A 25,611-nucleotide genomic window follows, 5' to 3' on the forward strand; every position below is an offset into this window, starting at 1 on the left:
TTATAGTAAGTCTTTCTTATGTATTTTTTGAAGTTTTTTATTAACAATTTAATACTGGATTATTTAATAAGTAAGCTGTTAAATATTTTGATTTTATTAAGTTTTTTTTGTCTATTAGCACAAAACCTATATTTTAAGGTATGGTTTTTGTTTTTAGTAAGATGATTTTATTATTTTTAATGAAGAAAGGATTAATATATGGATGATAATTTTTCCCCAAGAGTAAAAGATGTTATTGCTTACAGCAAAGAAGAAGCATTGCGTTTAGGCCATGACTTTATTGGTACCGAACATTTAATGCTTGGTTTGCTTCGTGATGGTAGTGGCAAAGCCATAAACATATTAAATGCACTAGAAATAGATTTAAATCATTTAAGACGAAAAGTTGAGATATTAAGTCCTGCTAACCCTAACGTGGCTGTGGTTTCTAACGAAAAAAAGAACTTGCACCTAACCAGACAGGCAGAACGCGCTTTAAAAACAACCTTTTTGGAAGCCAAGTTATTTCAAAGCAATTCCATTAATACAGCGCATTTACTGCTCTGTATTTTAAGAAACGAAAACGATCCAACCACCAAGCTGCTGAACAAGCTAAAAGTGGATTACGATAACGCAAAAGAACAATTTAAGTTTATGATAACGAACGAAGAAGATTATATAGAACCTAAAGCAGAATCGTTTCAAGATGATGATGCCAATATGGATGACGATACGTCTAAAGACAATCTGTTCAACTCTCCATCATCTAAAGCAAATAAAAAATCCAAAACACCTGTTTTGGATAATTTTGGTAGAGACCTTACTGCTATGGCAGAAGAAGGGAAACTCGATCCAGTAGTCGGTAGGGAAAAAGAAATTGAACGTGTCTCGCAAATTTTAAGTAGAAGAAAGAAAAACAACCCACTTTTAATTGGAGAACCTGGTGTTGGTAAATCTGCCATTGCCGAAGGTTTGGCAAATAGAATTGTTAAAAGAAAAGTCTCCAGGATTTTATTCAACAAACGGGTGGTAACACTGGACTTGGCTAGCTTGGTTGCTGGAACAAAATACCGAGGGCAATTTGAGGAACGCATGAAAGCCGTTATGAATGAACTGGAAAAAAATGACGATATCATTCTATTTATAGACGAAATACACACCATTGTTGGAGCTGGAGGAGCTACAGGTAGCTTAGATGCTTCAAACATGTTTAAACCCGCTTTGGCTCGTGGAGAAATACAATGTGTTGGAGCAACCACTTTAGACGAGTACAGACAATATATTGAAAAAGATGGTGCCTTGGAACGTCGTTTTCAAAAAGTGATTATTGAGCCTACCAGTGTTGAAGAAACCATAGAGATCTTAAACAACATCAAGGATAAATATGAAACGCACCACAATGTAGATTACACACCTGAAGCTATTGAAGCTTGTGTAAAGCTAACAAACAGATACATGACAGATCGATTCTTGCCAGACAAAGCTATAGACGCCTTGGACGAAGCAGGTTCCCGTGTGCACATTAAAAATATCAATGTCCCAAAACAGGTCTTGGAACTAGAAAAACAATTGGAAGCCGTAAAAGAAACCAAAACCACCGTTGTAAAAAAGCAGAAATACGAAGAAGCTGCCAAACTTAGGGACGACGAAAAACGCTTGGAGAAAGAATTGGCCGTAGCTCAAGAAAAATGGGAAGAAGAAACCAAGCTTCACCGTGAAATAGTTACAGAGGAAAATGTAGCAGATGTTGTATCCATGATGACTGGCATACCCGTTAATAGAATTGCACAAACAGAAAGCACCAAATTGGCTCAATTACCAGAATTGATAAAAGGTAAAGTCATTGGTCAGGACGATGCTGTTTCTAAGGTTGTAAAGGCTATTCAACGTAACAGAGCCGGATTAAAAGACCCAAACAAACCCATTGGATCCTTTATATTTTTAGGTCAAACAGGTGTTGGAAAAACACAATTGGCCAAAGTTTTGTCCAAACAGTTGTTTGATAGCGAAGACTCGCTTATAAGAATTGATATGAGCGAATATATGGAGAAATTTGCCATTTCCAGATTGGTTGGGGCCCCTCCAGGATACGTTGGTTATGAAGAAGGTGGACAATTAACCGAAAAGATAAGACGCAAACCTTATGCCGTTGTATTATTGGATGAAATTGAAAAGGCGCATCCAGATGTCTTCAACATGCTTTTACAAGTACTTGATGATGGTTATTTAACTGATAGTCTTGGAAGAAAAATTGATTTTAGAAACACCATCATTATCATGACCTCCAACATAGGTTCCAGAAAACTAAAAGATTTTGGAACTGGAGTTGGATTTGGTACAGCTTCGCAAAAAGCCCAAGAAGATGCCAATGCCAGAAGTGTAATTGAAAATGCACTTAAAAAAGCTTTTGCACCTGAGTTTTTAAATAGAATTGACGATGTTATTGTTTTCAATGCCTTGGAGAGAGAGGACATTGACAAAATTATCGACATTGAGCTTGAAAAATTAATAGAACGCATTAAAGCCTTAGGTTACACGCTTAAATTAAGCAAAAAAGCTAAAGATTACATTGCAGATAAAGGTTTTGACAAGCAGTATGGAGCCAGGCCACTTAAACGTGCCATTCAAAAATACATTGAAGATAAATTGGCTGAAGAAATTATAAACTCCAACATTCAGGAAGGCGATACCATTGCCATGGATTTAGATAGTAAATCCCAAGAGTTAACAGTAAAAGTTGATAAAGCTAAAAACACAACCAAATCTTAACTCTTAAACCTTATAATACTTGAAAACGCCATTAAAAAAATTAATGGCGTTTTTTAATTCCGTAATTGTTTATTTACTAATTTTACTATATAAATAATCTTGTTATGTCAAATATCATTAGTTTACCATTTGGCACAGTTTCCATGCACGACAACTATATGGTTACCGTTATGAACGAAGGAATAACAGTAAGCCCTGAACTTAACAGTGTTTTAGAAGAGTTGGCTGCTAACCATTTTCAAGACAAAAAATTTGTATATATAACTCACAGGATCAACTCATATTCGGTTGATCCCAATATCTATTTTAAAACTTCAAAAATACCCAATTTAGTTGGTTTTGCCGTTGTTTTGGGCAGGAAAATAAGATTGGACAACCTGGCTTTGGAGAAAATGTTTTTATCGAAACCCTTTAAAAGTTTTAAATCCCTTGATAAGGCTATTGAATGGGCTAACGAATTGTGCGCTAAGGCTTAAAACAATTCGTTACTATCCACTTGTAAATTATTTAAAAACACAATGGAGTTGTCAATATCTTTATAAAGTTCCCTGTCAAAAGCCACAAAAGGGACTTCCGTTCTATACACATTCAAAAAACTTTCCAAAAACCCTGAAGATTTTAAAGGAGCTCTCAAACACAAGGCTTGAGATGCGTTAAACAGCTCAATGGCCAACACACGTTTTACATTATCTATCAATCTATATGCTTGTGTTGCAGCATTGGCTCCCATACTCACATGGTCTTCCTGGCCATTGCTTGAAACAATACTGTCTATACTTGCTGGTGCAGCCAATTGTTTGTTGGCACTTACTATACTTGCTGCTGTATATTGTGGAATCATAAACCCAGAATTCAATCCTGGACTATCAACCAAAAACGCTGGCAATCCCCTTAATCCTGAAACCAACTGAAACACACGTCTTTCTGAAATATTTCCTAACTCTGCCATAGCTATCTTTAAATAATCCAAAGCCAAGGCTAAAGGCTGGCCGTGAAAATTACCTCCAGAGATAATTTCATCTTCTTGAGAAAAAATATTTGGATTATCAGTTACCGAGTTAATTTCAGTGATAAAAGTTTTTTCCACGAAAGACAAAGTATCTTTACTTGCGCCATGAACTTGTGGCATACATCTAAAAGAATATGGGTCTTGTACATGTATTTTTTCTTGTTGAATCAACTCACTACCTTCCAAGAATTCCCTAATACGTTCGGCCGTTTTTAACTGACCGTTGTGTGGTCTTACCAAATGAACCAACTCATTAAAAGGTTCTATCCTTCCATCAAAAGCATCTAAAGAGATACTTCCTATTAAATCGGCAAAATAAGAAAGCTTATAAGACTCAAACAACAAATAAATGCCATAAGCGCTCATAAACTGCGTGCCATTCAATAGTGCCAAACCTTCTTTGGATTGCAAGGTAATTGGCTCCCAATTTAACTCTTTTAAAATGGCCTCTCCAGAATAAAGTTTGCCTTTATAAAACACCTCTCCTTTTCCTATTAAGGGTAAAGCCAAATGTGCTAAAGGAGCTAAATCTCCTGATGCTCCCAAAGAGCCTTGTGTGAATATTTTTGGGTAAATACCAAAGTTATAAAAATCCACCAAACGCTCTACCGTATGCAGTTGCACACCACTATGTCCATAACTTAAAGACTGGATTTTAAGCAAAAGCATTAACCTTACAATAGGTTGTGGCACTTCTTCTCCAGTTCCACAAGCATGTGACATCATTAAATTCTCTTGCAACTTTGTTAGGTTCTCTTTAGTTATTTTTACATTATACAAAGAACCAAAACCCGTATTTATACCATATATGGGAAGATCCTGACTTTTCAGTTTTTCATTTAAATAGGTCCTGCAATTGGTAATCTTATCTTTTACTTCGTTAGAAAGCTCCAATTGCAAATTATCTGAAACAATGCTGTAGAGCGTTTTTAAATCCAGTTCTTTAGTAGAGATGTAGTGCTTGTTGTCCATGTTAAATTTAATTGGTTCCAAAATTCAACATTACAAATCTTTTATGCAAACATTTGTTAATAATTAACTGGAATGTTGAAAATTCTAATTAAACCTTTATTTTTGATAAAAATAAATAAGCAACAATGAAAAAAATTTTATTTCTATTACTTGCAATTGCAGTTATCTCTTGCCAAGAAGAACCTAAAGATTACGTTACGTTTTCGGGGAAAATAACCAATAAAAACAGCGACTCCATAGTTTTAAGAACACGCGATTACTCTAAAACCATTACAGTGAATGAAGATGGCACATTTAGCGATACCTTGAAAGTGGAAACAGGTATTTACAACTTTTTTGATGGTAGTGAGAGCACCAATGTCTTTCTAAAAAATGGGTTTGATATCAACATGACTTTAGACACCAAAGAATTTGACGAAACCATAACTTATACTGGAACAGGAGCTGAACACAGTAATTTTTTGGCTGAAAAATCCTTAAAAGAAGAAGAATTGCTGGATATGGACGAGTTAAGTACCATTACAGAAATGGATGAGCTTGACAAAGCGATGGAAAACATTAAAACAGAATTAAGTGAGTTTTATGCATCTAAAACTGGAATAGACTCTTCTTTAACAAACAATGCCGTTAAAGACATTGAGCCCATGTTGAAATTTTATAGAAGCTACTTGGCAGATGCCATTACCTTGAAAAAAGATCTACCAAAAGGTGCGCCATCTCCAACATTTGAAGATTACGAAAACGTAGATGGAACCACTACATCTTTTGAAGATTTAAAAGGGAAATACACATATATAGACGTTTGGGCTACTTGGTGTGGACCATGTAAAGCTGAAATCCCTTCATTAAAAGCACTGGAGAAAGAATACCATGACAAAAACATCCAGTTTTTAAGTTTATCCATTGATGACGACAGGTCTCATGGTGGATCTTGGGACAAAGCCCGTGAAGATTGGAAAGCCATGATAGCTGAAAAAGAATTGGGTGGAATTCAATTATTCGCGCCTAATGGCTGGCAAACCCCTTTTGTAAGGGAATATAAAATCAACGGGATTCCTAGATTTATTTTAATAGATCCAGATGGAAACATAGTAACTCCAGATGCTCCAAGACCTTCCAGTGAAAAATTGAAAGAGTTGTTTGACTCTTTAAACATTTAAACCACCTTTTAAAACACCATAAATAAAGCCACTTTGTTGAGTGGCTTTATTTATTTCCTTTTATTCTCTTTAGCATTGGTTTCTTCTTGAGGTGGTTCTGGCTGCCAAAATAAATCTAAGTAAGCATCTCCAATGGTTTCAATAACATGACTGGCAATTAAACTTTGATAACCTGTTTTCTCAACAGCAATATCAGCCGATTTCCCATGTAAATAAACTCCAAAAATGGCAGCAACCAACGGATTGTATCCTTGTGCCAACAAACCAGTAATTACACCTGTTAAAACATCTCCAGTGCCACCAGTTGCCAAACCTGGATTTCCAGTGGTATTTACATAAAGTTTATCTTCCAAAACTGTAATGGTATTGGCTCCTTTAATTACAACCAAAACTTGGTGCTTTTTCGAAAAGGCCTTGGTTTTATTAAGTTTATCAAAATCGTCTGTCCAAGTACCAATTAAACGTTCCAGTTCTTTTGGATGTGGTGTTAAAATAGATCCTTCTGGTAAAAATTTCAACAAAGTTTTCTTTTTTGATAAAATATTCAAAGCATCGGCATCCACTACCAAAGGTACTTTGTTTTTTCTAAGGAAATCTTCAAAAGCTATAATGGTTTTATCATGGGTTCCCAAACCAACACCTATACCAACAGCCGAAGGATTGAAATTCACTGCTATTTGGGTAATTAGTTCCTCATCGGTATCAGTCACAACCATAGCTTCCGGAAATGAGGTTTGCATAATTTGGTATCCACATTTTGGTAAGAATACCGTTACCAAGCCAGCACCTGAAGCTAAAGTAGCACGACTAGCCAGGGCTGCTGCACCTATTTTACCATAACTGCCACCAACAATTAAAGCATGTCCATAATGGCCTTTATTGGTGTATTTTTTTCTTGGTTTATAGAGGGTGAGCACTTCCTGTTTACCAATAAGTTCTGCTTCGGTTTCAGTTTTCATTAAAAACTCCCTGTCAATACCAATATCCAATACTTCCCACTCTACAGAATATTTTGCTGTATCTGGTAAAAAAAACACCAATTTAGGCGATTGGAAACTTAAAGTAAAGTTTGCCCAAACCACGCCATCTTCATCTTTTGGAACTTGATCTGTGTGCAAGCCAGATGGAATATCTATAGCCAAAGTAAAGGCTTTTGACGCTTTAAAATGCTGAAAGAGTTGTTTTACCCAATCGCCTACTTCCCTATTTAAACCTATACCAAAAACTGCATCAATAATTATATCGTCTGCTTCAATGGGTGGAAAGTCGTCTTTACAGCTTAACAAGGTTGGCCATTCTTTGGTAACATGCTTAATTTTATCGTAATTAATCAAAAAATCCTTCGAACGTTTATCGCTACAATTTACTACATAGGTATGCACATTGTAACCATAGGTCACCAAATGTCTTGCAACCACCAAACCATCTCCTCCATTATTACCAATGCCACAAAACACATGTATGGGCACTTGTGCTCCTTGCATTCTGATATGCAGCCAATTAAATATTTGGATGCCTGCACGTTCCATAAGTTCCGTAGAGGAAATATCTTGTGTTTTGGTTGTTAATTTATCACCTTCGTAAACTTGTTCTTTGGATAGTATTTTCATGTAATGATATTCTTTTTCAATTGTTTTAAGAAATCTGTAAGTCTTTCAAAAATACAGTTAATTTTATATTCAGTAAAATAATACTTTTGAATTTGAAAAAAGCTGTCAACCAAAATTTAAAGATGACAAACATTACAAAAGCAAGCATGAAGGATTGCGACTTACTTGTTTCCATTGGAAGGCAATCTTTTTTGGAGTCTCATGGCAGCAGTGCACCAAAAAAAGACATTGCAAATTATATAGATTCAAAATTTACAAAACAGCATTTTGAAACAGAAATGCAAGAGGCAAATACCTTTTTCTACCTGTTGCAATACCATGAAAAACCAATTGGTTACTCAAAAATCACTATAAATGCTTCACAAAAAAACATTACCTTTGCAGAGGTTGCAAAATTGGAAAGATTATACATACTGCAAGAATTTCATCATTTAAAACTAGGCTTGGAACTTTTTAGTTTTAATGTGAAACTTTCCAAACAACATAAGCAACTTGGCATGTGGTTATATGTATGGGTGGAAAACAAAAAAGCCATTGCTTTTTATGACAAAGCGGGATTTAGAATAATTGGAAGTTACGATTTTAAAATTTCTGAAACGCATTCAAACCCGAATCATCAAATGCTTTTAACGTTTTAAACAACCAAAAAAGAAAAGAATAAAATAAATCAATCCAAATTAGGCAAAACAAAATCGTCCAAAGCACTTTTTTCTTTCATTAGCTTTTCAATCTCTTCAGATTTACGTGGTGCTTCAGCTGAAAGGTTGACTGGAACATCTTCTGTGATTAATATATCGTCTTCAATACGCACACCAATTCCCCACCATTTTTCATCGCAATCGCTTCCTTTAGGAATGTATATCCCAGGCTCCACTGTAATTACCATATTAGGTTCAAAAGCGCCATATAATCCGGCATCGTGCACATCCAAACCTATATAGTGGGAAGTGCCATGAGGGAAATATTTTCTGGATTCTTCGGCAGTTTTAATAATACCCAACTCCAATAACCCTTGGGTTATAATATCCCTTCCAACTGTATCTGTGGCATTGTGTGGGTTTCCAACTACTGCTGCAGCGATACCAGCTTCTTGTGCCTTATACACCAAATCGTAAATGAGTTTTTGCTCTTTGGTAAATTTGCCGTTTGCAGGAATGGTCCTTGTAACATCTGCTGTATAACCATGATATTCGGCTCCTAAATCCATTAAAACCAAATCGTTTTCAACATGCATTTTACTATTGTCTATATAGTGTAACACACAGGCGTTATTACCTGCTCCAACAATACTTGGGTAACCTTCGTACTCGCTACCGTATTTTTTATACACGTATTCATGAACTCCTTGAATTTCGGTTTCAGACATGCCAGGATGCATGGCTTTCATTATTTCGCGCTGTCCCATGGCCGAAATCCGAATGGCCTTGGTTAGCAATACCATTTCTTCTGGAGTTTTTATTTGTCTTAAGGCTCCCATAATGGTTGATAATGTCTTTATATCCAAGTTACTTCTAGGGGTTTCTGCCTCTATCTTGATAACTTGTTGTTTTAATTCAATGCGTGTCTTGTTATCTGTAGTATTTACATATTCTGAAATTAATTTATCCTCTTTTAATTGTGGATAATATTGTATGGCTCTACCTAAATCCTTAATTAAATTGTCACTGTTTTCTGCGTTGGTGGTTTTAATCATTTCATAAGCACGTTCTTTTATAGGGTTTGGAAAACTTGTTTCATTGTAGTTCACTTGCTGTTTAAATGTTTCTACCAAACTATATAAATCGGCTGGATTACGTTTGGAATCCCTATAATCATTTTCAAAATCAAAAAACATCACTTTATCAAAAGCGCTATAGTCAATCCCCGAATTTTTAAATTCCGTTCCAAAAAACACCATATCAAAACCCAATTCCTTTTTGGCTCCTTCAACCCCTAAGCGTCTTCCATTGTAAAGTTCCATTCTAGCATTTTTTTCTTGAACATAAAGTATGTCTTTATAACTGTTGCCTTCTGGACTGGTTTGTTCTTCCGAAAAAATAACCAAGACAGCATGAGGTTCTTTAAAACCGGTTAAATAATAAAAATTGGGATCTTGATGGTATACGTAATCTACATCGTTTGCTCTATTCCTTATGGGATTGGCAAATAAAACAGCGACACTGTTTTCAGGCATTTTTTCCCTAAAGGCATCTCTTCGGCTTTTGTGGAAATCGGAACTCAAATAATCGGTTGGATTACCATCTTGAGCAAAAATCAATATTGAGAACAAACAAGTAAAAAGTGTAGTAATTGAAAGTTTCATCTGGAAAGGTTTTAATAATAAACTAAAATACTTGATTATTATAAAGGTATTGGTAAATACTTTAAAAATTAACAAATTTTTAATGGAAGGTCCATTCCTTAATTACAGATATTTTTTGATACTTTTGCGCGACAATACTATTTAATCTAACTAAGATTTCCGTCCCTGTATACAGACAGACAGGTTCTTGGAAATGAAAACATTTTTTCTATGAAAAATACTGCGTTAACATCCACTCACGAAGCTCTTGGAGCAAAAATGGTTCCTTTTGCTGGTTACAACATGCCTGTTCAATATGAAGGCGTTAACATTGAACATGAAACGGTTAGGAAGGCTGTTGGTGTATTTGATGTATCTCACATGGGAGAATTTTTAATAGAAGGGCCTCATGCTTTGGAGCTTATCCAAAAAGTTTCCAGTAACGATGCCAGCAAACTTACCATTGGAAAAGCGCAATACGCTTATTTGCCTAATGAAGATGGTGGTATTGTAGACGATTTAATTATTTATCGCATAAAAGAAGAAACGTATTTATTGGTTGTTAATGCTAGTAATATAGAGAAAGATTGGAACTGGATTTCATCTAAAAACGACGTTGGTGCATCCATGCGTGATTTAAGCGAAGACTATTCCCTACTTGCCATTCAAGGCCCTAAGGCTGTAGAAGCCATGCAAAGTTTAACAAGCCATGACTTGGCTGCAATAAACTTCTACAATTTTATAGTTGGGGATTTTGCAGGCATCGAACATGTTATTATTTCTGCTACTGGATATACTGGAAGTGGTGGTTTTGAAATTTATTGTAAAAATGACGAAGTAAAACAGGTTTGGGATAAGGTTTTGAAAGCTGGAAAAAATTTCGGCATCAAACCTATTGGTTTAGCTGCAAGAGATACTTTACGCTTAGAAATGGGTTATTGCCTTTATGGAAACGACATAGATGATACTACCTCTCCGTTTGAAGCTGGTTTGGGTTGGGTTACCAAATTCACTAAAGAATTCACTAACTCCAAAGCTTTGGAAGCCGAAAAAGCACGTGGTGTTGAAAACAAATTAATAGGTTTTAAATTGGACGAACGTGGCATTCCCAGACAAGGTTATGATATAGTTGATGGTCAAGGAAAAACCATTGGTCGCGTAACTTCTGGAACTATGTCGCCATCTTTAGGAATTGGGATAGGCTTGGGTTATGTACCAAAGGTATTTGCCGAAATTGACAGTAAAATCCATATTCAAATTAGAAAAAACGCAGTTCCTGCAACTGTAGTAAAACTTCCTTTTTACAAGGGTTAGCATATGATAGATTACCAAAGTATATTAAATGCCATTTACAACAATGTCGTTCAGGATGAAGATAAAGGCCAAATTGCCAACTACATTCCAGAATTGGCCAACGTAAACAAAGATAGCTTTGGTATCCATTTACAATTAATTTCCGGAGGCGCATATTCGGTAGGAGATTCCGAAAAGAAATTTTCAATCCAAAGTATCTCCAAAGTCCTTAGTTTGGCTTTGGCCATTTCAAAAGTGGGCACAGATATCTGGAACCGATTGGATGTAGAGCCTTCAGGAAATCCCTTTAATCATTTGTCCTTGTTGGAGCTTGAAAAAGGCATCCCTAGAAATCCATTTATCAATTCGGGAGCCATTGTAATTGCTGATATATTGGTGTCCTTATTAGAAAACCCAAAAACAGACTTTTTAGAGTATGTTAGGGACATTACAGGCGATGCCAATATAGATTACAATTATAAAGTGGCCCTGTCTGAAAAGCAAACTGGTTTCAACAACTATGCTGCAGCCAATCTTTTAAAATCATTCAACAATTTAAATAACCATGTGGATGATGTTTTGGATTTCTACTTTCATCAATGTTCCTTGGAGATGACATGTGCACAGCTTACCAAAGCATTTTACGTGTTTGCCAATAAAGGGAATTGCATGCTACAAAAAACCAGGCTTACCAAAAGCCAGGCCAAACGTATCAATGCCATTATGCTTACCTGTGGCTTTTATGACGAAGCAGGCGAATTTGCTTTTGAGGTTGGACTTCCTGGAAAAAGTGGTGTTGGTGGAGGTATCGTTGCATTGCTTCCCAACGAATTTATTATTTCGGTTTGGGCTCCTGGTCTAAACGAAAGAGGAAATTCAAAATTAGGCATGCAGGCTTTGGAGCAATTTACCACACTAACCAATCAGTCCATATTTTAATTTCAAATCTTGCGTTATAAACGTGTATGAAAGATAGAAAATACAAACATCGTGTATTGATTTTAGGTGCCAGTGGTTTTTTAGGAAACGCCATCTACAAAGAGCTCTGCCCCTATTTTAAAACCTTTGGAACGTACCATACAGATAATAAGCTATTGGAAAAGAACAGCCATTTTTTTCAATATAATTTAGAAGAAGACGATGTATTTGAAATCTTGGAAGCCGTTAAACCAAGTATCATCATTTCTGCGCTTCGTGGTGATTTTTCGGCTCAGGTTATCGCACATTCGCATATATGCGATTATTTAAAATCGCATCGGGACTGCAGGTTGCTGTTTTTATCTTCTGCCAATGTATTTGATGGTTATAGTAAATATCCCAGTTACGAACAAGATAAAACTCTAAGCCATAGTATTTATGGGCATTTTAAAATTAAAATTGAAAACATGCTCATGCGCTTGCCAAAAAGGCAAATTGCCATTATTAGACTGCCTATGGTTTTTGGAACACAATCGCCAAGAATTCAAGAAATAAAAGAGTTATTAAACAGCAAAGAACCAATAGAAGTGTTTCCAAATTTGGTAATGAACGTAACTTCGGATTCTAAAGTAACACAGCAAATCCACTACATCATTAACAGGAACAAAACAGGGGTTTTTCATTTGGGCAGTACCAATTTAGTGCATCATGATGAGTTTATTGAAGATATTATAAAACGTTTGGGTACTTATAAACCCGTTTTTAAAAGAGTGTACACAACCAACGACGAACGTTATTTGGCAGTACTACCTAAAACAAATGTGTTGCCCAAACATTTGCATGTGTCTAGTGACGATATTTTAACAGAGTTGGCAGTTTAATTGATAGTTTCAACTAAAATCATTAAATTTATTGATATAAAAAAATATCATATCATGAGTAAATTATCAGAACAGGACATAGAAAAAAAATTATTGCGTTTTCCAGATTGGGAATATTTTGACAATGCCATTCATGCAGAATTTGAATTCGACAACTTTAGGGACTGTTTTAGTGCTATGAGCCGAATTGCTTTTGAATGCGAAGCCTTAAACCATCATCCGGAATGGACCAATACCTACAACATTTTGTCCATTTCACTTTCCACACACGATGCTGAAGGTGTTACTGAAAAAGATTTCAAATTGGCAGAAGCCATAGAAATGATTGTTGAAGTTCAGGAATAAAATAGGGTTCGGTTATCTGTCTTAATTTTCAGTAGTACATATTGAGAATTTTCTTCATACAAACACATTCAATTATCATATTTTTATAAATTTGCTTCAATAACTTTAAATTTTGAATTTTAAACTTTAATCTAAAAAATGGGAAGAGCTTTTGAATTTCGTAAAGCACGAAAAATGAAACGTTGGTCTGCCATGAGTAAAGCTTTTACTCGTATTGGCAAAGACATTGTAATGGCAGTAAAAGAAGGTGGTCCAGATCCTGCAAGCAACTCTAGGTTACGAGCCGTCATCCAAAATGCCAAGGCTGTAAATATGCCTAAAGACAATGTGGAACGTGCCATAAAAAAAGCAAGCGACAAAAGTCAAGGTGATTACAAAGAAGTTATTTTTGAAGGTTATGCGCCACATGGCATTGCTGTTTTAGTGGAAACCGCTACAGATAACAATACCAGAACCGTTGCCAACGTAAGGAGTTATTTTAATAAATGCGATGGTAGTTTGGGCACTTCCGGCTCTGTGGTTTTTATGTTCGATCATACCTGCAATTTCAGGATCCCTAACGAAGGTTTGGATCCAGAGGAACTGGAACTGGAATTGATAGATTTTGGTGCCGAAGAAGTGTTTGTGGATGAAGATGGCATTTTAATCTACGCTCCCTTTGAAAGTTTTGGTGCCATTCAAGCTGAATTGGAAGCTCGGGATATTGAAATCCTTTCTTCTGGTTTTGAACGTATCCCTCAAGTCACCAAAAAATTAACTCCAGAACAAGTAGCTGATGTTGAAAAACTTCTAGAAAAACTGGACGATGATGATGATGTGCAGAACGTTTATCATACTATGGAAGAAAGTACTGAAGAGTAGCTTTTCTAAAATAAATTCATAAATATTTCTAAAAAACCCTTACAAATTGTTTGGGTTTTTTCATCTTTATAAGTAACAATTTTACAAGTCAATCGTTTTAAAAATAAAACACATGCTCAAAAAGTCACTAACCATCTTATGTCTATTTGGTTCTATTTATAGTAATTTTGCACAGCAAGTTGCTGGAAAGGTACTCACAAAAACCAACGAACCCATTCCTTTTGCCACCATTCAAATTGGTCCTAATTATGGTGTCATCACCAACGAAGAAGGCAGTTTTTCTATAGAAACCGAAGGCTTTAAAGCATCAGACTCAGTGTATATTTCATGTTTGGGCTTTGAAAGGAAAGGTTTGGTACTCGAAGAATTTTCATCTAAAATATACAAACTGGACGAACAGGTTAACGAGCTCCACGAAGTATATGTTACCAATAGGCCATTAACTATAGATTCCATCATGTATTATGTAAATAGGAACCTTAAAAAGAATTATAGGCCAGAATTGGTTCGCTATGATGTTTTTAGCCGAAGAACCGAATACATTGTTGGAAAGGATGCCGATTTTGAAATAGACAAATCCACAGGTTTTAAAAAGAAGCAACTGGAAGCGTTCAACAAAGATTTTGATGGCCTTGAAAAAAAACTTGTAAACAACAAATCCAAACAATATACCGAGTTTGTTGGGACATTATTTATTAAAGACAAGGAAACCTCCAAACTGAAAGTGGATAAAGCCATCAGGTTATTGGATGAACGCAACGACCAATCGGTTGAAAAATTGGCCGAAAAAGGACAAGAGCTTATTTTAAAACATTTGGATAAGGACAAAGTCTATACTGTTAAATCTGGTTGGTTTAAAGTTTCGGATTCTGTGTCTTTAAAAGAAAACAACAATAAAATGGACGACACCATCAATTCCTTGAAGTTTATAAGGAACATGGTTCATAAAATGGTTGAGGAACATGGGTTTTCGTCTAAAACCATCTTAAATTTTATTACAGATACCAAAAAGTACGAATATGAAATCAAAGACATTACTTTTATAGGGTCAGAAATGGTATACGTGATCAGTTATGCTCCTAGAAGGAGTTCTGCCGATTTTGAAGGTACTTTTTACGTGTCCCATGAAACCTTCGCCATTTTAAAAGCAGATTACAAATTTGCTAAAGGACGAATAGGTGAAAAATTAAATTTAAAACTTCTGCTTGGCGTTAAATACATAGAGCAAAACAAAAAAGGCTCTGTAATTTACAAAAAACACAAAGAAGGCTATTACTATCCCAATTATATGACAGACCAGTTGGACCGCTACTTTTATGTGGATAGACCCATCAAATTTAAAGACAACAACAGCAGTGAAAAAGTTTCTTTTGACTTTAAGGTGGAAGGTGTTTTTAAAGAGAAAAACGAAATTTTGGTGATGGATGAAAGTCAAATCAGTATTTCGGAATTTAATGCCACCAAAGAAAAACGAAAAATTGATTACGAAACCCTGAAGGCTTTCGACCCAAACTACTGGAAAGATTACAATGTGTTGGAACCTTTAAAAGAAATGAAGGAATTTAAGGTTATAGATTAAATAAAAAACACAAAAGCTACTTAAAACTAAGTAGCTTTTTTTCTATTAGTAAATGTTTCTTTTTAGGGACAAAAGTTTACTTTATGTTTAATTTACTAACCTAATAAAATAAATGCAAAAGGTATGCCAAACGCCTATGAATACTCAGGAATTTTGCCAACTACACCTTCAAAAAACTGTCTCATGAATTTAAAATCGGCTTCCATATCATCTGTAGGGTAAAAAGGTACTGACACCTTGTTCTGCTTATTTTTAAAATCCAAGGTAAACATAATTATGGGTACGTTTGCAGCTTTGGCAATAAAGTAAAAACCTGTTCGCCATTCGTCTACTTTTTTTCTGGTTCCTTCTGGTGCTAAGGTTAAACGAAATTCATTGTTTTCTTCAAATAATTGGGCTATGGCCTGAACCTTATTTTGTCCCGAAGTCCTATCTATGGGTCTGCCACCTATAGCGCGAAAGTAATATCCAAAAGGCCAAACAAAAAGTTCCTTTTTGCCAATAAAATTGGATTTAATCCAAATAACCTTTCTTAATAACAAACCAATGTAAAAATCATGCCAACTGGTATGTGGTAAAGCTATTAAAACAGCTTTTTTAACCGCATCCTTGGACATGTTGGTGTTTCCTACCAACTGCCATCCCAAAACCTTAAAATAAATAAATTTAGCAAGTTTACGCATGCTTACATTTTAAGATAAAGTTCTTTTAATTTGTCTCGTGTCATGGTTTTTTTCCAATGTTTCCCTAAAGCATTTTCCCATAATGGCTCCAAGCTTAAAGCCACATCAATCATAATATCAAACTCTTTGTCAGATAAATTGGCACAGATGCCTTGAGGTAGATCGATATTGTGTTTGTCTTTCATTTTCTTGAAAAGTGCCACACCTTCTGGATAAAACTCTTCCAATTGATTGAACACAATACAATTCCCAATGCCATGTTTGGTACCAAGTAAATAGCCTAAGCCATAACTCATAGCGTGGGCCACTCCTACTTGTGAGTAAGCAATACTCATGCCTCCATGCCAAGAAGCCATCATTAATTTATCTTGAGCTTCTTCTTCTGTTAAGTTGTTATCCAAGAACAGTTCCACACAAAGTTCATAGGCTTTTTCTCCATAACTTTTACTAAAGGCATTTAAGAAAGTACCGTTTAACGATTCTATACAGTGAATATAGCAATCCATTCCTGTGTAAAACCATTGATTTTTTGGAACGTCCTTGGTTAATTCTGGATCCAGAACCACTTGGTCGAATGGTGTGTAATCTGAATTGATTCCCAACTTTCTTTCTGGGCCTGTTAAAACGGTAGTTCTGGAAACTTCGGCTCCTGTTCCAGAAATTGTAGGTATCCCAACGTGGTATATAGCTGGTTTTTTCACCAAGTCCCAACCTTGATAATCTTTGGATTCCCCTTTATTGGTTAGCATGATGGAAACAGCTTTTGCCAGGTCCATAATGGTTCCTCCACCTATGCCAATAATACCAGAAGGTAAGGCTTTATAGTTCAGGATAATTTCTTCAACCAGTTTATCCACTTGTGAGGTTTTAGGTTCCTCATCTGCAGAGATGTAATATATCTTGTCTTCGTAAGCCAATGGTATTCTTGAGGTTATCCAAGAATTTCCTTGAAATACGTCGTCCACTATAAATATAAATGGTGCTTTTACATTTAATCGTTTTGGTGAAAGTATATCTCCTAATTGATTAAAACTGCCTCGTCCGAAAACCACTTTGGACACCATTGGGAAATTTTTATAACTCATGAATATGTAATAACTATAATTATCAAATTAGTTTAGTAATGGCAAAATGTCCAATAATCCAGCTACTGTTTTATAGGTTTTGCCATTGGTTTCTTTCTCATCAACCTGTTCATGCGTCCAAGTTGTATGAAATGGCACATGAATGGCATGTGCCTTAATATTTACTAAAGGTAATACATCTGATTTTAATGAATTTCCTATCATTAAAAATTCGGATGGTTTAATATCCAAATGATTTAAAAGTTTGGAATAATTAGCCTCTTGTTTGTCTATCAATACTTCAATATGGTGAAAATAATCTGTTAAACCAGATTTTTCCAATTTTCTTTGTTGGTCCAGTAAATCGCCTTTTGTTGCTAAAATTAGACGATATTTTGATGACAGCGTCTTTAATACTTCTTCTACCCCATCCAATAACTCCACAGGCTTGTTTAGCATGTCTTTTCCAATATCCAAGATCTCTTGAATGGTTTTGGGAGATACGTTGTTGTTGGACAGTTCCAGAGCCATTTCAACCATGGATAGAACAAACCCTTTTACGCCATAACCATAGAGAGGAAGATTTTTCATCTCCATTTTAAAAAGCTCTTGATCGATTTTGTTTAGGGTTTCGTACTTTGACAACAGTTTTGCAAAGGCTACTTCTGCATCCCGAAAATAGGTTTCGTTTACCCAAAGCGTATCGTCGGCATCAAAACCAATCACTTTTATGTTTTTGTATTCTTTTATCAAATCTGTTTTTTTATAAATAACTTTATAGATTCCTTTTACCATCTATTTTCCTACAGGTAAAGAAATTATTTTTATTTCCACAACTTTTTGGCTCGTTCCAAATCTTCTGGTGTATCTATTTCCACACCTTGCACATCTGTTTCCACCATTTTTATTTTTTTGCCATATTCCAAATACCTGATGCATTCAATTTTTTCGGAAGCTTCCAGTTTTAACATGGGCAATCTGTAAAAATCCAACAATGCTTCTTTTCTAAAAGCATAAACCCCTTTGTGTTTATGGTATTTTACCTGAACGGTTTCGTCTCTTGGGTATGGAATTGGACTTCTTGAAAAATAAAGTGCAAAGTTGTCTTTATCCACAATAACCTTTACGGTATTTGGGTTTTTAATTTCGTCCCAATCTGTAATGTGAACCATTAAGGAAGCTAAATCAATTTCTTTGTTTGCATCGTGCTTAAAAACCTCAATGAGTTTTTTTAAGGAGGACACTTCTGTAAAAGGTTCATCTCCCTGAACATTGACCACAATATCTATATCCATAAATTCTACGGCTTCTGCAATTCTATCGCTTCCACACTCGTGTTCTTTCTGGCTCATAATGGCTTTACCTCCATGATTTGTAATCTCATTGAAAATAATCTGGCTATCTGTAACCACAAAAACATCATCAAATAGGCCTGTGTTTACAGTAGCTTCATAGGTTCGTCTAATAACCGATTTCCCTTCCAAATCCTGCATAAGTTTTCCTGGAAATCGGGAGGCACTATAACGTGCTGGTATCATGGAGATAATTTTCATGTAAAATGTAACTTTATTAATTCAAAAATAGGATTTTTAAAAGATATTAGACGCCTTAAACAGCCGAAACTTTCTCTCTTTCCCAAACTCTTAATGCAACAGCAGTAAGTTTTGTTTATTATTCAGTAAAAAATTCATCTTTAAACCCAATAAGATAGAGCTTTTCCTTGGCTCTTGTAACTGCAGTATAAAGCCAACGCAAATAATCTTTGGTGATACCTTCTGGTAAATACGGTTGCTCTACAAAAACGGTGTTCCATTGGCCTCCTTGAGATTTATGACAGGTTATGGCATAAGAGAATTTTACCTGTAAGGCATTAAAGTATTTGTTGTTCTTCACGCTTAGAAACTTTTTATACTTACTGGTTTCATTTTCATAATCCTTCATAACCTCTTGGTAAAGTCTGTTGGAATCTTCATAGGTCAACGATGGTGTTTCGGCAGAAATGGTATCTAAGAGCAATACGGTTTCAAAAGGTCTCATTCTAGGGTAATCTACCATGCGTATTTTAACTTCGGCAAAACGAAAACCATACAGGTCTAAAATGTTAAAGATCTCCAACACCTCCACAATGTCTCCATTGGCAATAAAACCTGCTTCGGTTGTGGGTTTTATCCAGAAATAATTGTTTTTAACAACCATTAAAAAATCTCCTGCTGTCAGCTCGTTTTCGTTAAACAGGATTCGGTTTCGTATCTGTTGGTTATACAAATTAGCCCGTTTGTTGCTTCTAACAACAATAGCTGTTTCTTCGTTTCCAAGCCTACTGTAAGCATCGTTGATTGCGTCCATGATTTCATGGCCATCAATCAACCTCACGATATCTGTGTAAGTGTTTAAATTAAATTTAAACGTGTCAAAAAACGTATCTGAAAGAGCTTCCCTTAGGTTGGTTGCGTTTACCAGTATTCCAGAATCAAGTTCTTGCCTTACAACTTCATCCAGTTCCATTTTGGTAACTTGTTTGTTATAGTTTAACTCCAAGGTATTTGCATCCAGAGCTGGACTTAAATCCAGTTTAACAGGTGGCAATTGAGCTGTATCACCTATTAACAAAAGTTTACAATTAAATCCAGAATACACATATTGCATTAAATCGTCGAGCAACGAACCGTTTTCAAATAATTTGGATTCGCCAGGAGTATCTGGAATCATGGAGGCTTCATCTACAATAAATATGGTGTTTTTGTGCTTGTTTGGCTGTAGAACAAACTTAACACCACCTCCTTTGTCCTTTTTGGGAAAGTATATTTTTTTGTGAATGGTAAAAGCTTCTTTACCTGAATAATTGGAAATTACTTTGGCTGCACGACCAGTTGGAGCCATTAAAACAGCACTTTTTTTTGCTTTCCATAAATTTGAAACTATAGTACCTACTATTGTTGTTTTACCAGTTCCTGCATATCCTTTCAATAAATAAAGCGCTTTGGGGTCTTTACTGAAAATAAATTCGGAAAGTTGCAATAAAACAATTTCTTGCTTGGATGTAGGTTTGAATGGAAATTGCTGTTTTATAAGTGAATAAAATTCCGAAGAGGTCATGAAAGGTGTTAATTTATTAAATTTCATCAAATATAGGAATGATTTTTACGTCCTTTGGTTTTTACGATTAAAAAAAAATTGTAGATTTGCGTTGTACCTTAATAAAATTTAATAACTGACACTATGTTTAAAATAATTCTTATAGCTGTTGCTGTAATAGTAGTTACAATTGGTTTAGTATGGCTAATTGACAAATATGTTCCTTCTAAAGTAAAGCCAGTATTGACTATAGCACTTTGGGCTTTGATTTTCTATTTAGGATATTTAACCTTTATGTCTATTTATGAGCCTATTCAATTTAACAAAGTAAAAAACAAACGTTACGCTGCAGTTATTGAGAAGCTTATTGATATAAGAGATGCCCAATTGGCGCACCAACAAGTTACAGGTAAATTTGCACCAACTTTTGATAACTTGGTGAAGTTTATAGATACAGCCCAATTTACCATTACTCAACGTAGGGATTCCACAGTTATCGATGAAGAATTAACAAGACGTTATGGTGGTGTGGAAACGACCAAAGAAATTACAATTATAGATACCCTAGGTTTTAAATCTGTTAAAGACTCTTTATTTAAAAACTCTGACAGATATAAAACCATGATGAACGTTCCCAATACAGATGCACAGTTTGAAATGCAGGCAGGCTTATTGGAACAAAACGATTTAAAAATTCCGGTTTTTGAAGCAAGTGTAAAGAAAAGTGTAATTTTACACGACCAAGACAAAGACTTGATTGCTCAAGAAAACCAAGTTGTTTCGGTAGATGGAGTTAATGGAGACGCTTTAAAGGTTGGATCTATGGAAGAAGTTAAAACCAATGGAAATTGGCCAAAAACCTATGGAGATAGCGAATAAAACTGAACATAAACTAACTAATCAAGATTTGTCCATTCAAGTAAGTTTGAATGGACTTTCTTTTTGTATCCTAAATACAGATAAGAAAACCATTTCTTATTTAAAACATTTTGAAAAGGACAAAAAACTATCGCCTTTTGAGGCCTTGGACTTTTTAAAACACCTTTTCAATACTGAAACAGCCTTACAAAGCACCTTCAACAAAGTACATGTAATTTATGTGAATGAACTGGCAACCATTGTGCCTAAACCTTTGTTTGACGAAGCACATTTAGCCGATTATCTAAAATTTAACTCAAAAATCTTGAAATCGGATTTTATAGCATTCGATACACTGGAAATAAACGATAGCGTAAGTGTATATGTGCCTTATGTTAACATCAATAATTATATTTACGATACATTTGGAGCTTTTACTTACAGTCATTTTTCATCAATTTTGATCGATAAGATATTGCAAATTGAAAAACATGAAGAAGATGCCAAATTATATATAAACGTCAGTAAAGATCATTTTGAAATTGTAGTGACCAATAAAGGCAAACTCATACTCTACAATACCTTTGATTATTCAACCAAAGAGGATTTTATTTATTATATCCTGTTCACCATTGAACAATTAAAACTAAATCCTGAAACCATAAAATTAATGCTTTTAGGTGATATTGAAAAAGACTCCAATCTTTACAAGATGCTTTACAAATATATTAGACATATCCATTTTGGAAAACGCTTGGATACGTATGATTATATCCACAAACCAAAATCCAATTATTCCGATTTTGTATTAATACAAAGTTTCTAATGCGCATAGTATCCGGACAATTTAAAGGCAGACGCATTATTGCACCAAAAAAACTTCCTGTTCGCCCAACGACAGATATGGCGAAAGAAGCCTTGTTCAACATCCTTAACAATCAATTTTACCTGGATGAGATAAAGGTTCTGGATCTGTTTGCAGGCACTGGCAATATTAGTTATGAATTTGCTTCTAGAGGCACCACACAAATTACTTGTGTGGACAAGGATTTTGGGTGTATTAAATTTATAAACGACACCTCAAAAAGTTTTAACATGCCCATACAAACCATAAAAAGCGATGTGTTTCAATTTTTGGAAAAGACCACTCAAAAAGCCACGATTATTTTTGCCGATCCTCCTTATGATTTTTCTTTAGAGGATTTTAAAAAAATCCCTCACCTAGTTTTTAACAAGAATCTATTGGAAGAAGGTGGCATTTTAATCGTGGAACATTCCAAACATACAGATTTATCTCAAGTTGAGGATTTTAGCTATTCTAAAGCTTATGGAGGCAATATGTTTAGTTTTTTTGAATCTTAGACTTGAAAAAACTACCTGTCTGACAAGGCTTTTTCTGAAATAGTTGTTGCACTAAATTCTCCTAACTCCTTATAATAGGTACCATCTGGCTTTAGTATAACTGCACTTCCACAACAGACATTTGTTTCGAAAAAAGTTTGTTTGGCTAAGTTAAATATGTCTTCGTAAAACACATGTTTTCTGTTTTTAAAACGAAATCCTTTTTCTGTCATATAAAAAGCCTGAACAGCATCATTGTTGTTAAGTGCTTCTAGCTTCTTGGTAGTTGCATAGTGTCTGGCAACACGCTTATCGTTTTCATAGAAAAAATAAATAACCACTATTTTGGTTGTATCTATTTTGGTTTTGACTGTTTTTTCCAGATAGGATACAAATTTTTTATAGGACGACGCATCTAACTTTCCTTCAAACTTTCTAACATAAAGTTTCGCTAAAACAGCAGTATCATTCACTACTGCCCTCTTATAATAAATTCCAGATCTTAATTTTTCAAAAAACGTCTTCTCATCAATGGCTGTTCCATTTTCGTCGTACATATAAGCTTTTCTGTCTTCGTTCTGGGAAAAAACAATACATGTAAAGAAAAAAGATAAAATAAGTAGTTTGTATTTCATGGTGTGAATATAAAAAAAAGCAGATCTATAAGCCGAATTCTGTACTTTCATTTTCATAAAAGCCCTTATCATTTATCTGAGTGCGCTGTTGCCAGAGCACTTTAGCTGCCTACCCTCCAACATCAAGCGTGCAGCCTTCAAACGTTGGTTTACATGACATTGCACCACATAGAGTTTACCTGATTTCACTACAGCATTACCTGTACATTCTTTCTGTTGCACTTTTCCTAGCCTCACGACTGGTGGCCATTAACCACTATGTTGCACTATGGTGTTCGGACTTTCCTCCATTCGACTAAACGAACAGCGATAAGGCGATCTGCTTGCTGCAAAAATAGGCAAATAAGTTTTAAAAGACTAACGTGCCTTATGCCTAAAACCCTAAAGGGCTAAAATGTTTTTTAAACAAGGCCTCAAGTTGTTTAATGAACTATTATCCCTAAACCAAAAGGGTGTGTATTTGTTAATAACTCGTATTAAATTTTAAACTCTAAATTCTAAAATACGATTTGAATTTTTAACTTTGTTACATGGAACACTTTGTAGTATCTGCACGTAAATACAGACCCCAAACATTTAAAGATGTCGTTGGGCAGCAGGCTATTACAAACACCTTGTTGAATGCCATAGAAAACAACCATTTAGCACAAGCCTTATTGTTTACAGGCCCTCGTGGTGTAGGAAAAACCACTTGCGCCCGTATCTTGGCAAAAATGATAAACAGTGATGGCAATGAAAAGGAAGATGAAGATTTTGCATTTAATATTTTTGAATTGGATGCTGCTTCCAATAACGGTGTAGACCAAATTAGGGAATTAACCGATCAGGTGAGGATTCCACCACAAGTTGGAAAATATAAAGTGTATATTATAGATGAGGTACACATGTTGTCCCAAGCTGCTTTTAATGCCTTTTTAAAGACCTTGGAAGAACCGCCAAAACACTGTATTTTTATACTCGCAACTACTGAAAAGCATAAAATTATACCAACCATTTTATCCCGTTGCCAAATATTCGACTTTAAACGGATTACAGTTAAAGATGCCAAAGACTATTTAAAGTATATAGCCGAAGAGCAAGGTATAGAAGCTGAAGACGATGCGCTTCACATTATTGCCCAAAAAGCAGATGGAGCCATGCGTGATGCTCTTTCCATTTTTGATCGTGTAGTTAGTTTTTCTGGAAAAAACTTAACCAGACAGGCTGTTACAGAAAACTTGAATGTTCTTGATTACGAAACTTATTTTACCAGTACAGATTATATACTTGAAAACAATATTCCTAGTCTATTAATGCAGTTTAACAACATATTGGCCAAAGGTTTTGATGGACATCATTACATTGCTGGTTTGGCAAGTCACTTTAGGGATTTGCTGGTCTGCAAAAATTCTGAAACCGTGGAATTGTTGGAAGTTGGAGAAGAAACCAAGGAAAAATACCTGATTCAATCACAAAAGGCTTCGCAAACATTTTTACTTCAAGGTATTGAGCTAGCAAACGATTGTGACCTCAAATACAAATCCAGTAAAAACCAACGGTTACTGGTTGAATTATGCCTTATGCAACTTGCCTCTATCACTTTTGATGGAGAAAAAAAAAATAGCAAAAACTTCATAATTCCCGCTAGTTATTTTATAAATAAAGGCATTAAACCTGTTCCTGTTTCTGTTCCTAAAACATTAGAGACCAAGGTTCAGGAACCTAAGCAGAAAACCTATTCCAATACAACTGCAAACCCTGTTCAACCTACAAAAAATCCAGAGAAAAAAGTATCTGAACCTAAAGAGGTCCACATTCCTAAAATTTCGCTTAATAGTGGTAAGAAAGCGACTTCTGGCTTGTCTTTAAAAAGCATTAAAGCCAAAAAAGAACATGAAATCAAACAGATGGAAGTGGTTGTTGATGAAGAAAATTTGCCAACAGACGCTTTTACCTATGAAGATTTTATGGCTTATTGGAACAGCTTTATCAAACAATTGGAAGAAAAAGGACAATTTAATTTGGCTTCCATTTTATCCATAGACACTCCAAAACTTGAAGGAACCACCATTTACTTGGAATTTCCAAATGCCACCAATAAAGTTGAAGTGGAACGTCAGCAATACGATTTAATGATGTTCTTGAAAAAATCCCTTAACAATTACGAGCTTCAACTCTCTATAGACGTCAATGAAGAGATGGAAAAGCAATACGCGTACACAACCAGGGAAAAATATGAAAAGCTCTTGGAAAAAAATCCAATGATAGAAACTTTAAGGAAAACCTTTGATTTGGATATTTAAAATAAAATAAACTGTT

Annotated in this window: 23 protein-coding genes and 1 other RNA gene; 14 read left to right on the plus strand and 10 right to left on the minus strand. The window is 35.1% G+C overall.

Features of this window, described 5'->3' with window-relative positions:
* Positions 1–198: 198 nt before the first annotated feature.
* Positions 199–2,748, plus strand: a complete 2,550-nt coding sequence (locus AACY93_RS08270; RefSeq protein ID WP_287005661.1) for an ATP-dependent Clp protease ATP-binding subunit — start codon at positions 199–201, stop codon at positions 2,746–2,748.
* 104 nt (positions 2,749–2,852) lie between these two features.
* Positions 2,853–3,224, plus strand: coding sequence for a hypothetical protein (locus AACY93_RS08275; RefSeq protein WP_287005659.1), 372 nt, complete (start codon positions 2,853–2,855; stop codon positions 3,222–3,224).
* Here AACY93_RS08275 and hutH read toward each other — a convergent pair.
* Complete coding sequence (hutH, locus tag AACY93_RS08280; RefSeq protein ID WP_287005657.1) at positions 3,221–4,729, minus strand: histidine ammonia-lyase; 1,509 nt, start codon at positions 4,727–4,729, stop codon at positions 3,221–3,223. The genes AACY93_RS08275 and hutH overlap by 4 nt on opposite strands.
* Before the next feature lie 125 nt (positions 4,730–4,854).
* Between hutH and AACY93_RS08285 the strand changes: the two genes are divergently transcribed.
* Positions 4,855–5,889 carry a TlpA disulfide reductase family protein gene (locus tag AACY93_RS08285; RefSeq protein WP_287005655.1) on the plus strand — a complete coding sequence of 345 codons (1,035 nt, stop codon included), beginning with the start codon at positions 4,855–4,857 and terminating at the stop codon, positions 5,887–5,889.
* 50 nt (positions 5,890–5,939) lie between these two features.
* Here the strand turns inward: AACY93_RS08285 and AACY93_RS08290 are convergent, their stop codons facing one another.
* Positions 5,940–7,499 carry an NAD(P)H-hydrate dehydratase gene (locus AACY93_RS08290; protein WP_287005654.1) on the minus strand — a complete coding sequence of 520 codons (1,560 nt, stop codon included), beginning with the start codon at positions 7,497–7,499 and terminating at the stop codon, positions 5,940–5,942.
* 122 nt (positions 7,500–7,621) lie between these two features.
* Between AACY93_RS08290 and AACY93_RS08295 the strand changes: the two genes are divergently transcribed.
* Positions 7,622–8,137, plus strand: coding sequence for a GNAT family N-acetyltransferase (locus tag AACY93_RS08295; RefSeq protein ID WP_287005653.1), 516 nt, complete (start codon positions 7,622–7,624; stop codon positions 8,135–8,137).
* A 29-nt stretch (positions 8,138–8,166) separates the two neighbouring features.
* Here AACY93_RS08295 and AACY93_RS08300 read toward each other — a convergent pair whose 3' ends face one another.
* Positions 8,167–9,801: an aminopeptidase P family protein gene (locus AACY93_RS08300; protein ID WP_286853945.1), complete on the minus strand. Its 1,635-nt coding sequence runs from the start codon at positions 9,799–9,801 to the stop codon at positions 8,167–8,169.
* A gap of 210 nt (positions 9,802–10,011) precedes the next feature.
* On the opposite strand from AACY93_RS08300, the gene gcvT reads away from it, so the two are divergent.
* From gcvT to AACY93_RS08330, 6 genes are all read left to right on the plus strand, one after another.
* Positions 10,012–11,094 (plus strand): glycine cleavage system aminomethyltransferase GcvT, encoded by a 1,083-nt coding sequence (gene gcvT, locus AACY93_RS08305; RefSeq protein WP_286853942.1) that lies wholly within the window; start codon positions 10,012–10,014, stop codon positions 11,092–11,094.
* Between the two features lie 3 nt (positions 11,095–11,097).
* A complete protein-coding gene (locus tag AACY93_RS08310; protein WP_007649417.1) occupies positions 11,098–12,012 on the plus strand; it encodes a glutaminase in 915 nt (304 codons plus the stop codon).
* A gap of 26 nt (positions 12,013–12,038) precedes the next feature.
* Positions 12,039–12,872, plus strand: a complete 834-nt coding sequence (locus AACY93_RS08315) for a sugar nucleotide-binding protein (RefSeq protein WP_286853939.1) — start codon at positions 12,039–12,041, stop codon at positions 12,870–12,872.
* Between the two features lie 54 nt (positions 12,873–12,926).
* A complete protein-coding gene (locus AACY93_RS08320) occupies positions 12,927–13,217 on the plus strand; it encodes a 4a-hydroxytetrahydrobiopterin dehydratase (protein WP_007649422.1) in 291 nt (96 codons plus the stop codon).
* A gap of 138 nt (positions 13,218–13,355) precedes the next feature.
* Positions 13,356–14,078, plus strand: coding sequence for a YebC/PmpR family DNA-binding transcriptional regulator (locus tag AACY93_RS08325; protein ID WP_007649424.1), 723 nt, complete (start codon positions 13,356–13,358; stop codon positions 14,076–14,078).
* Between the two features lie 112 nt (positions 14,079–14,190).
* Positions 14,191–15,657 (plus strand): carboxypeptidase-like regulatory domain-containing protein, encoded by a 1,467-nt coding sequence (locus AACY93_RS08330; protein ID WP_286853934.1) that lies wholly within the window; start codon positions 14,191–14,193, stop codon positions 15,655–15,657.
* Between the two features lie 134 nt (positions 15,658–15,791).
* Here the strand turns inward: AACY93_RS08330 and AACY93_RS08335 are convergent, their stop codons facing one another.
* The 5 genes from AACY93_RS08335 to AACY93_RS08355 all read right to left on the minus strand — a co-directional run bounded on the left by AACY93_RS08335 (position 15,792) and on the right by AACY93_RS08355 (position 20,500).
* Complete coding sequence (locus AACY93_RS08335; protein ID WP_286853931.1) at positions 15,792–16,340, minus strand: 1-acyl-sn-glycerol-3-phosphate acyltransferase; 549 nt, start codon at positions 16,338–16,340, stop codon at positions 15,792–15,794.
* A gap of 2 nt (positions 16,341–16,342) precedes the next feature.
* A complete protein-coding gene (locus AACY93_RS08340; protein WP_286853929.1) occupies positions 16,343–17,425 on the minus strand; it encodes an iron-containing alcohol dehydrogenase family protein in 1,083 nt (360 codons plus the stop codon).
* A 27-nt stretch (positions 17,426–17,452) separates the two neighbouring features.
* Positions 17,453–18,157 carry an HAD family hydrolase gene (locus AACY93_RS08345; RefSeq protein WP_040491853.1) on the minus strand — a complete coding sequence of 235 codons (705 nt, stop codon included), beginning with the start codon at positions 18,155–18,157 and terminating at the stop codon, positions 17,453–17,455.
* A gap of 71 nt (positions 18,158–18,228) precedes the next feature.
* Positions 18,229–18,957 carry a 3-deoxy-manno-octulosonate cytidylyltransferase gene (kdsB, locus tag AACY93_RS08350; RefSeq protein ID WP_286853924.1) on the minus strand — a complete coding sequence of 243 codons (729 nt, stop codon included), beginning with the start codon at positions 18,955–18,957 and terminating at the stop codon, positions 18,229–18,231.
* 118 nt (positions 18,958–19,075) lie between these two features.
* Positions 19,076–20,500: an ATP-binding domain-containing protein gene (locus AACY93_RS08355; protein WP_286854217.1), complete on the minus strand. Its 1,425-nt coding sequence runs from the start codon at positions 20,498–20,500 to the stop codon at positions 19,076–19,078.
* Between the two features lie 123 nt (positions 20,501–20,623).
* On the opposite strand from AACY93_RS08355, the gene AACY93_RS08360 reads away from it, so the two are divergent.
* The 3 genes from AACY93_RS08360 to AACY93_RS08370 are packed head-to-tail and all read left to right on the plus strand — an operon-like array spanning position 20,624 to position 22,699.
* Positions 20,624–21,358: a hypothetical protein gene (locus AACY93_RS08360; protein ID WP_202898526.1), complete on the plus strand. Its 735-nt coding sequence runs from the start codon at positions 20,624–20,626 to the stop codon at positions 21,356–21,358.
* Positions 21,342–22,163 carry a DUF3822 family protein gene (locus AACY93_RS08365; RefSeq protein WP_286853922.1) on the plus strand — a complete coding sequence of 274 codons (822 nt, stop codon included), beginning with the start codon at positions 21,342–21,344 and terminating at the stop codon, positions 22,161–22,163. Before AACY93_RS08360 ends, AACY93_RS08365 begins: the two co-directional genes overlap by 17 nt.
* Positions 22,163–22,699 carry an RsmD family RNA methyltransferase gene (locus tag AACY93_RS08370; protein WP_286853919.1) on the plus strand — a complete coding sequence of 179 codons (537 nt, stop codon included), beginning with the start codon at positions 22,163–22,165 and terminating at the stop codon, positions 22,697–22,699. The genes AACY93_RS08365 and AACY93_RS08370 overlap by 1 nt, the downstream gene beginning before the upstream one ends.
* 11 nt (positions 22,700–22,710) lie before the next feature.
* On the opposite strand, the gene AACY93_RS08375 is transcribed toward AACY93_RS08370, so the two are convergent.
* Together AACY93_RS08375 and rnpB are read right to left on the minus strand one after the other, a co-directional pair.
* Complete coding sequence (locus tag AACY93_RS08375) at positions 22,711–23,313, minus strand: hypothetical protein (RefSeq protein WP_286853917.1); 603 nt, start codon at positions 23,311–23,313, stop codon at positions 22,711–22,713.
* Between the two features lie 12 nt (positions 23,314–23,325).
* Positions 23,326–23,639: RNase P RNA component class A (rnpB, locus tag AACY93_RS08380), an RNA gene on the minus strand.
* Between the two features lie 204 nt (positions 23,640–23,843).
* Here rnpB and AACY93_RS08385 point away from each other — a divergent pair.
* Positions 23,844–25,595 carry a DNA polymerase III subunit gamma/tau gene (locus AACY93_RS08385; RefSeq protein ID WP_286853915.1) on the plus strand — a complete coding sequence of 584 codons (1,752 nt, stop codon included), beginning with the start codon at positions 23,844–23,846 and terminating at the stop codon, positions 25,593–25,595.
* Positions 25,596–25,611 lie beyond the last annotated feature (16 nt).

The sequence above is a fragment of the uncultured Xanthomarina sp. genome, from assembly GCF_963971605.1.
GTDB classification, from domain to species: domain Bacteria; phylum Bacteroidota; class Bacteroidia; order Flavobacteriales; family Flavobacteriaceae; genus Xanthomarina; species Xanthomarina gelatinilytica.

Bases quoted from the DNA above. Each gene is read 5' to 3' on its own strand.
- gcvT (WP_286853942.1), top strand. From the start codon at position 10,012: ATGAAAAATACTGCGTTAACATCCACTCACGAAGCTCTTGGAGCAAAA.
- AACY93_RS08270 (WP_287005661.1), top strand. From the start codon at position 199: ATGGATGATAATTTTTCCCCAAGAGTAAAAGATGTTATTGCTTACAGC.
- AACY93_RS08320 (WP_007649422.1), top strand. From the start codon at position 12,927: ATGAGTAAATTATCAGAACAGGACATAGAAAAAAAATTATTGCGTTTT.
- AACY93_RS08360 (WP_202898526.1), top strand. From the start codon at position 20,624: ATGTTTAAAATAATTCTTATAGCTGTTGCTGTAATAGTAGTTACAATT.
- AACY93_RS08355 (WP_286854217.1), bottom strand. From the start codon at position 20,500: ATGACCTCTTCGGAATTTTATTCACTTATAAAACAGCAATTTCCATTC.
- AACY93_RS08300 (WP_286853945.1), bottom strand. From the start codon at position 9,801: ATGAAACTTTCAATTACTACACTTTTTACTTGTTTGTTCTCAATATTG.
- AACY93_RS08335 (WP_286853931.1), bottom strand. From the start codon at position 16,340: ATGCGTAAACTTGCTAAATTTATTTATTTTAAGGTTTTGGGATGGCAG.
- AACY93_RS08370 (WP_286853919.1), top strand. From the start codon at position 22,163: ATGCGCATAGTATCCGGACAATTTAAAGGCAGACGCATTATTGCACCA.
- AACY93_RS08385 (WP_286853915.1), top strand. From the start codon at position 23,844: ATGGAACACTTTGTAGTATCTGCACGTAAATACAGACCCCAAACATTT.
- AACY93_RS08325 (WP_007649424.1), top strand. From the start codon at position 13,356: ATGGGAAGAGCTTTTGAATTTCGTAAAGCACGAAAAATGAAACGTTGG.
- hutH (WP_287005657.1), bottom strand. From the start codon at position 4,729: ATGGACAACAAGCACTACATCTCTACTAAAGAACTGGATTTAAAAACG.
- AACY93_RS08290 (WP_287005654.1), bottom strand. From the start codon at position 7,499: ATGAAAATACTATCCAAAGAACAAGTTTACGAAGGTGATAAATTAACA.
- AACY93_RS08315 (WP_286853939.1), top strand. From the start codon at position 12,039: ATGAAAGATAGAAAATACAAACATCGTGTATTGATTTTAGGTGCCAGT.
- AACY93_RS08330 (WP_286853934.1), top strand. From the start codon at position 14,191: ATGCTCAAAAAGTCACTAACCATCTTATGTCTATTTGGTTCTATTTAT.
- AACY93_RS08295 (WP_287005653.1), top strand. From the start codon at position 7,622: ATGACAAACATTACAAAAGCAAGCATGAAGGATTGCGACTTACTTGTT.
- AACY93_RS08275 (WP_287005659.1), top strand. From the start codon at position 2,853: ATGTCAAATATCATTAGTTTACCATTTGGCACAGTTTCCATGCACGAC.
- AACY93_RS08365 (WP_286853922.1), top strand. From the start codon at position 21,342: ATGGAGATAGCGAATAAAACTGAACATAAACTAACTAATCAAGATTTG.
- AACY93_RS08285 (WP_287005655.1), top strand. From the start codon at position 4,855: ATGAAAAAAATTTTATTTCTATTACTTGCAATTGCAGTTATCTCTTGC.
- kdsB (WP_286853924.1), bottom strand. From the start codon at position 18,957: ATGAAAATTATCTCCATGATACCAGCACGTTATAGTGCCTCCCGATTT.
- AACY93_RS08340 (WP_286853929.1), bottom strand. From the start codon at position 17,425: ATGAGTTATAAAAATTTCCCAATGGTGTCCAAAGTGGTTTTCGGACGA.
- AACY93_RS08375 (WP_286853917.1), bottom strand. From the start codon at position 23,313: ATGAAATACAAACTACTTATTTTATCTTTTTTCTTTACATGTATTGTT.
- AACY93_RS08310 (WP_007649417.1), top strand. From the start codon at position 11,098: ATGATAGATTACCAAAGTATATTAAATGCCATTTACAACAATGTCGTT.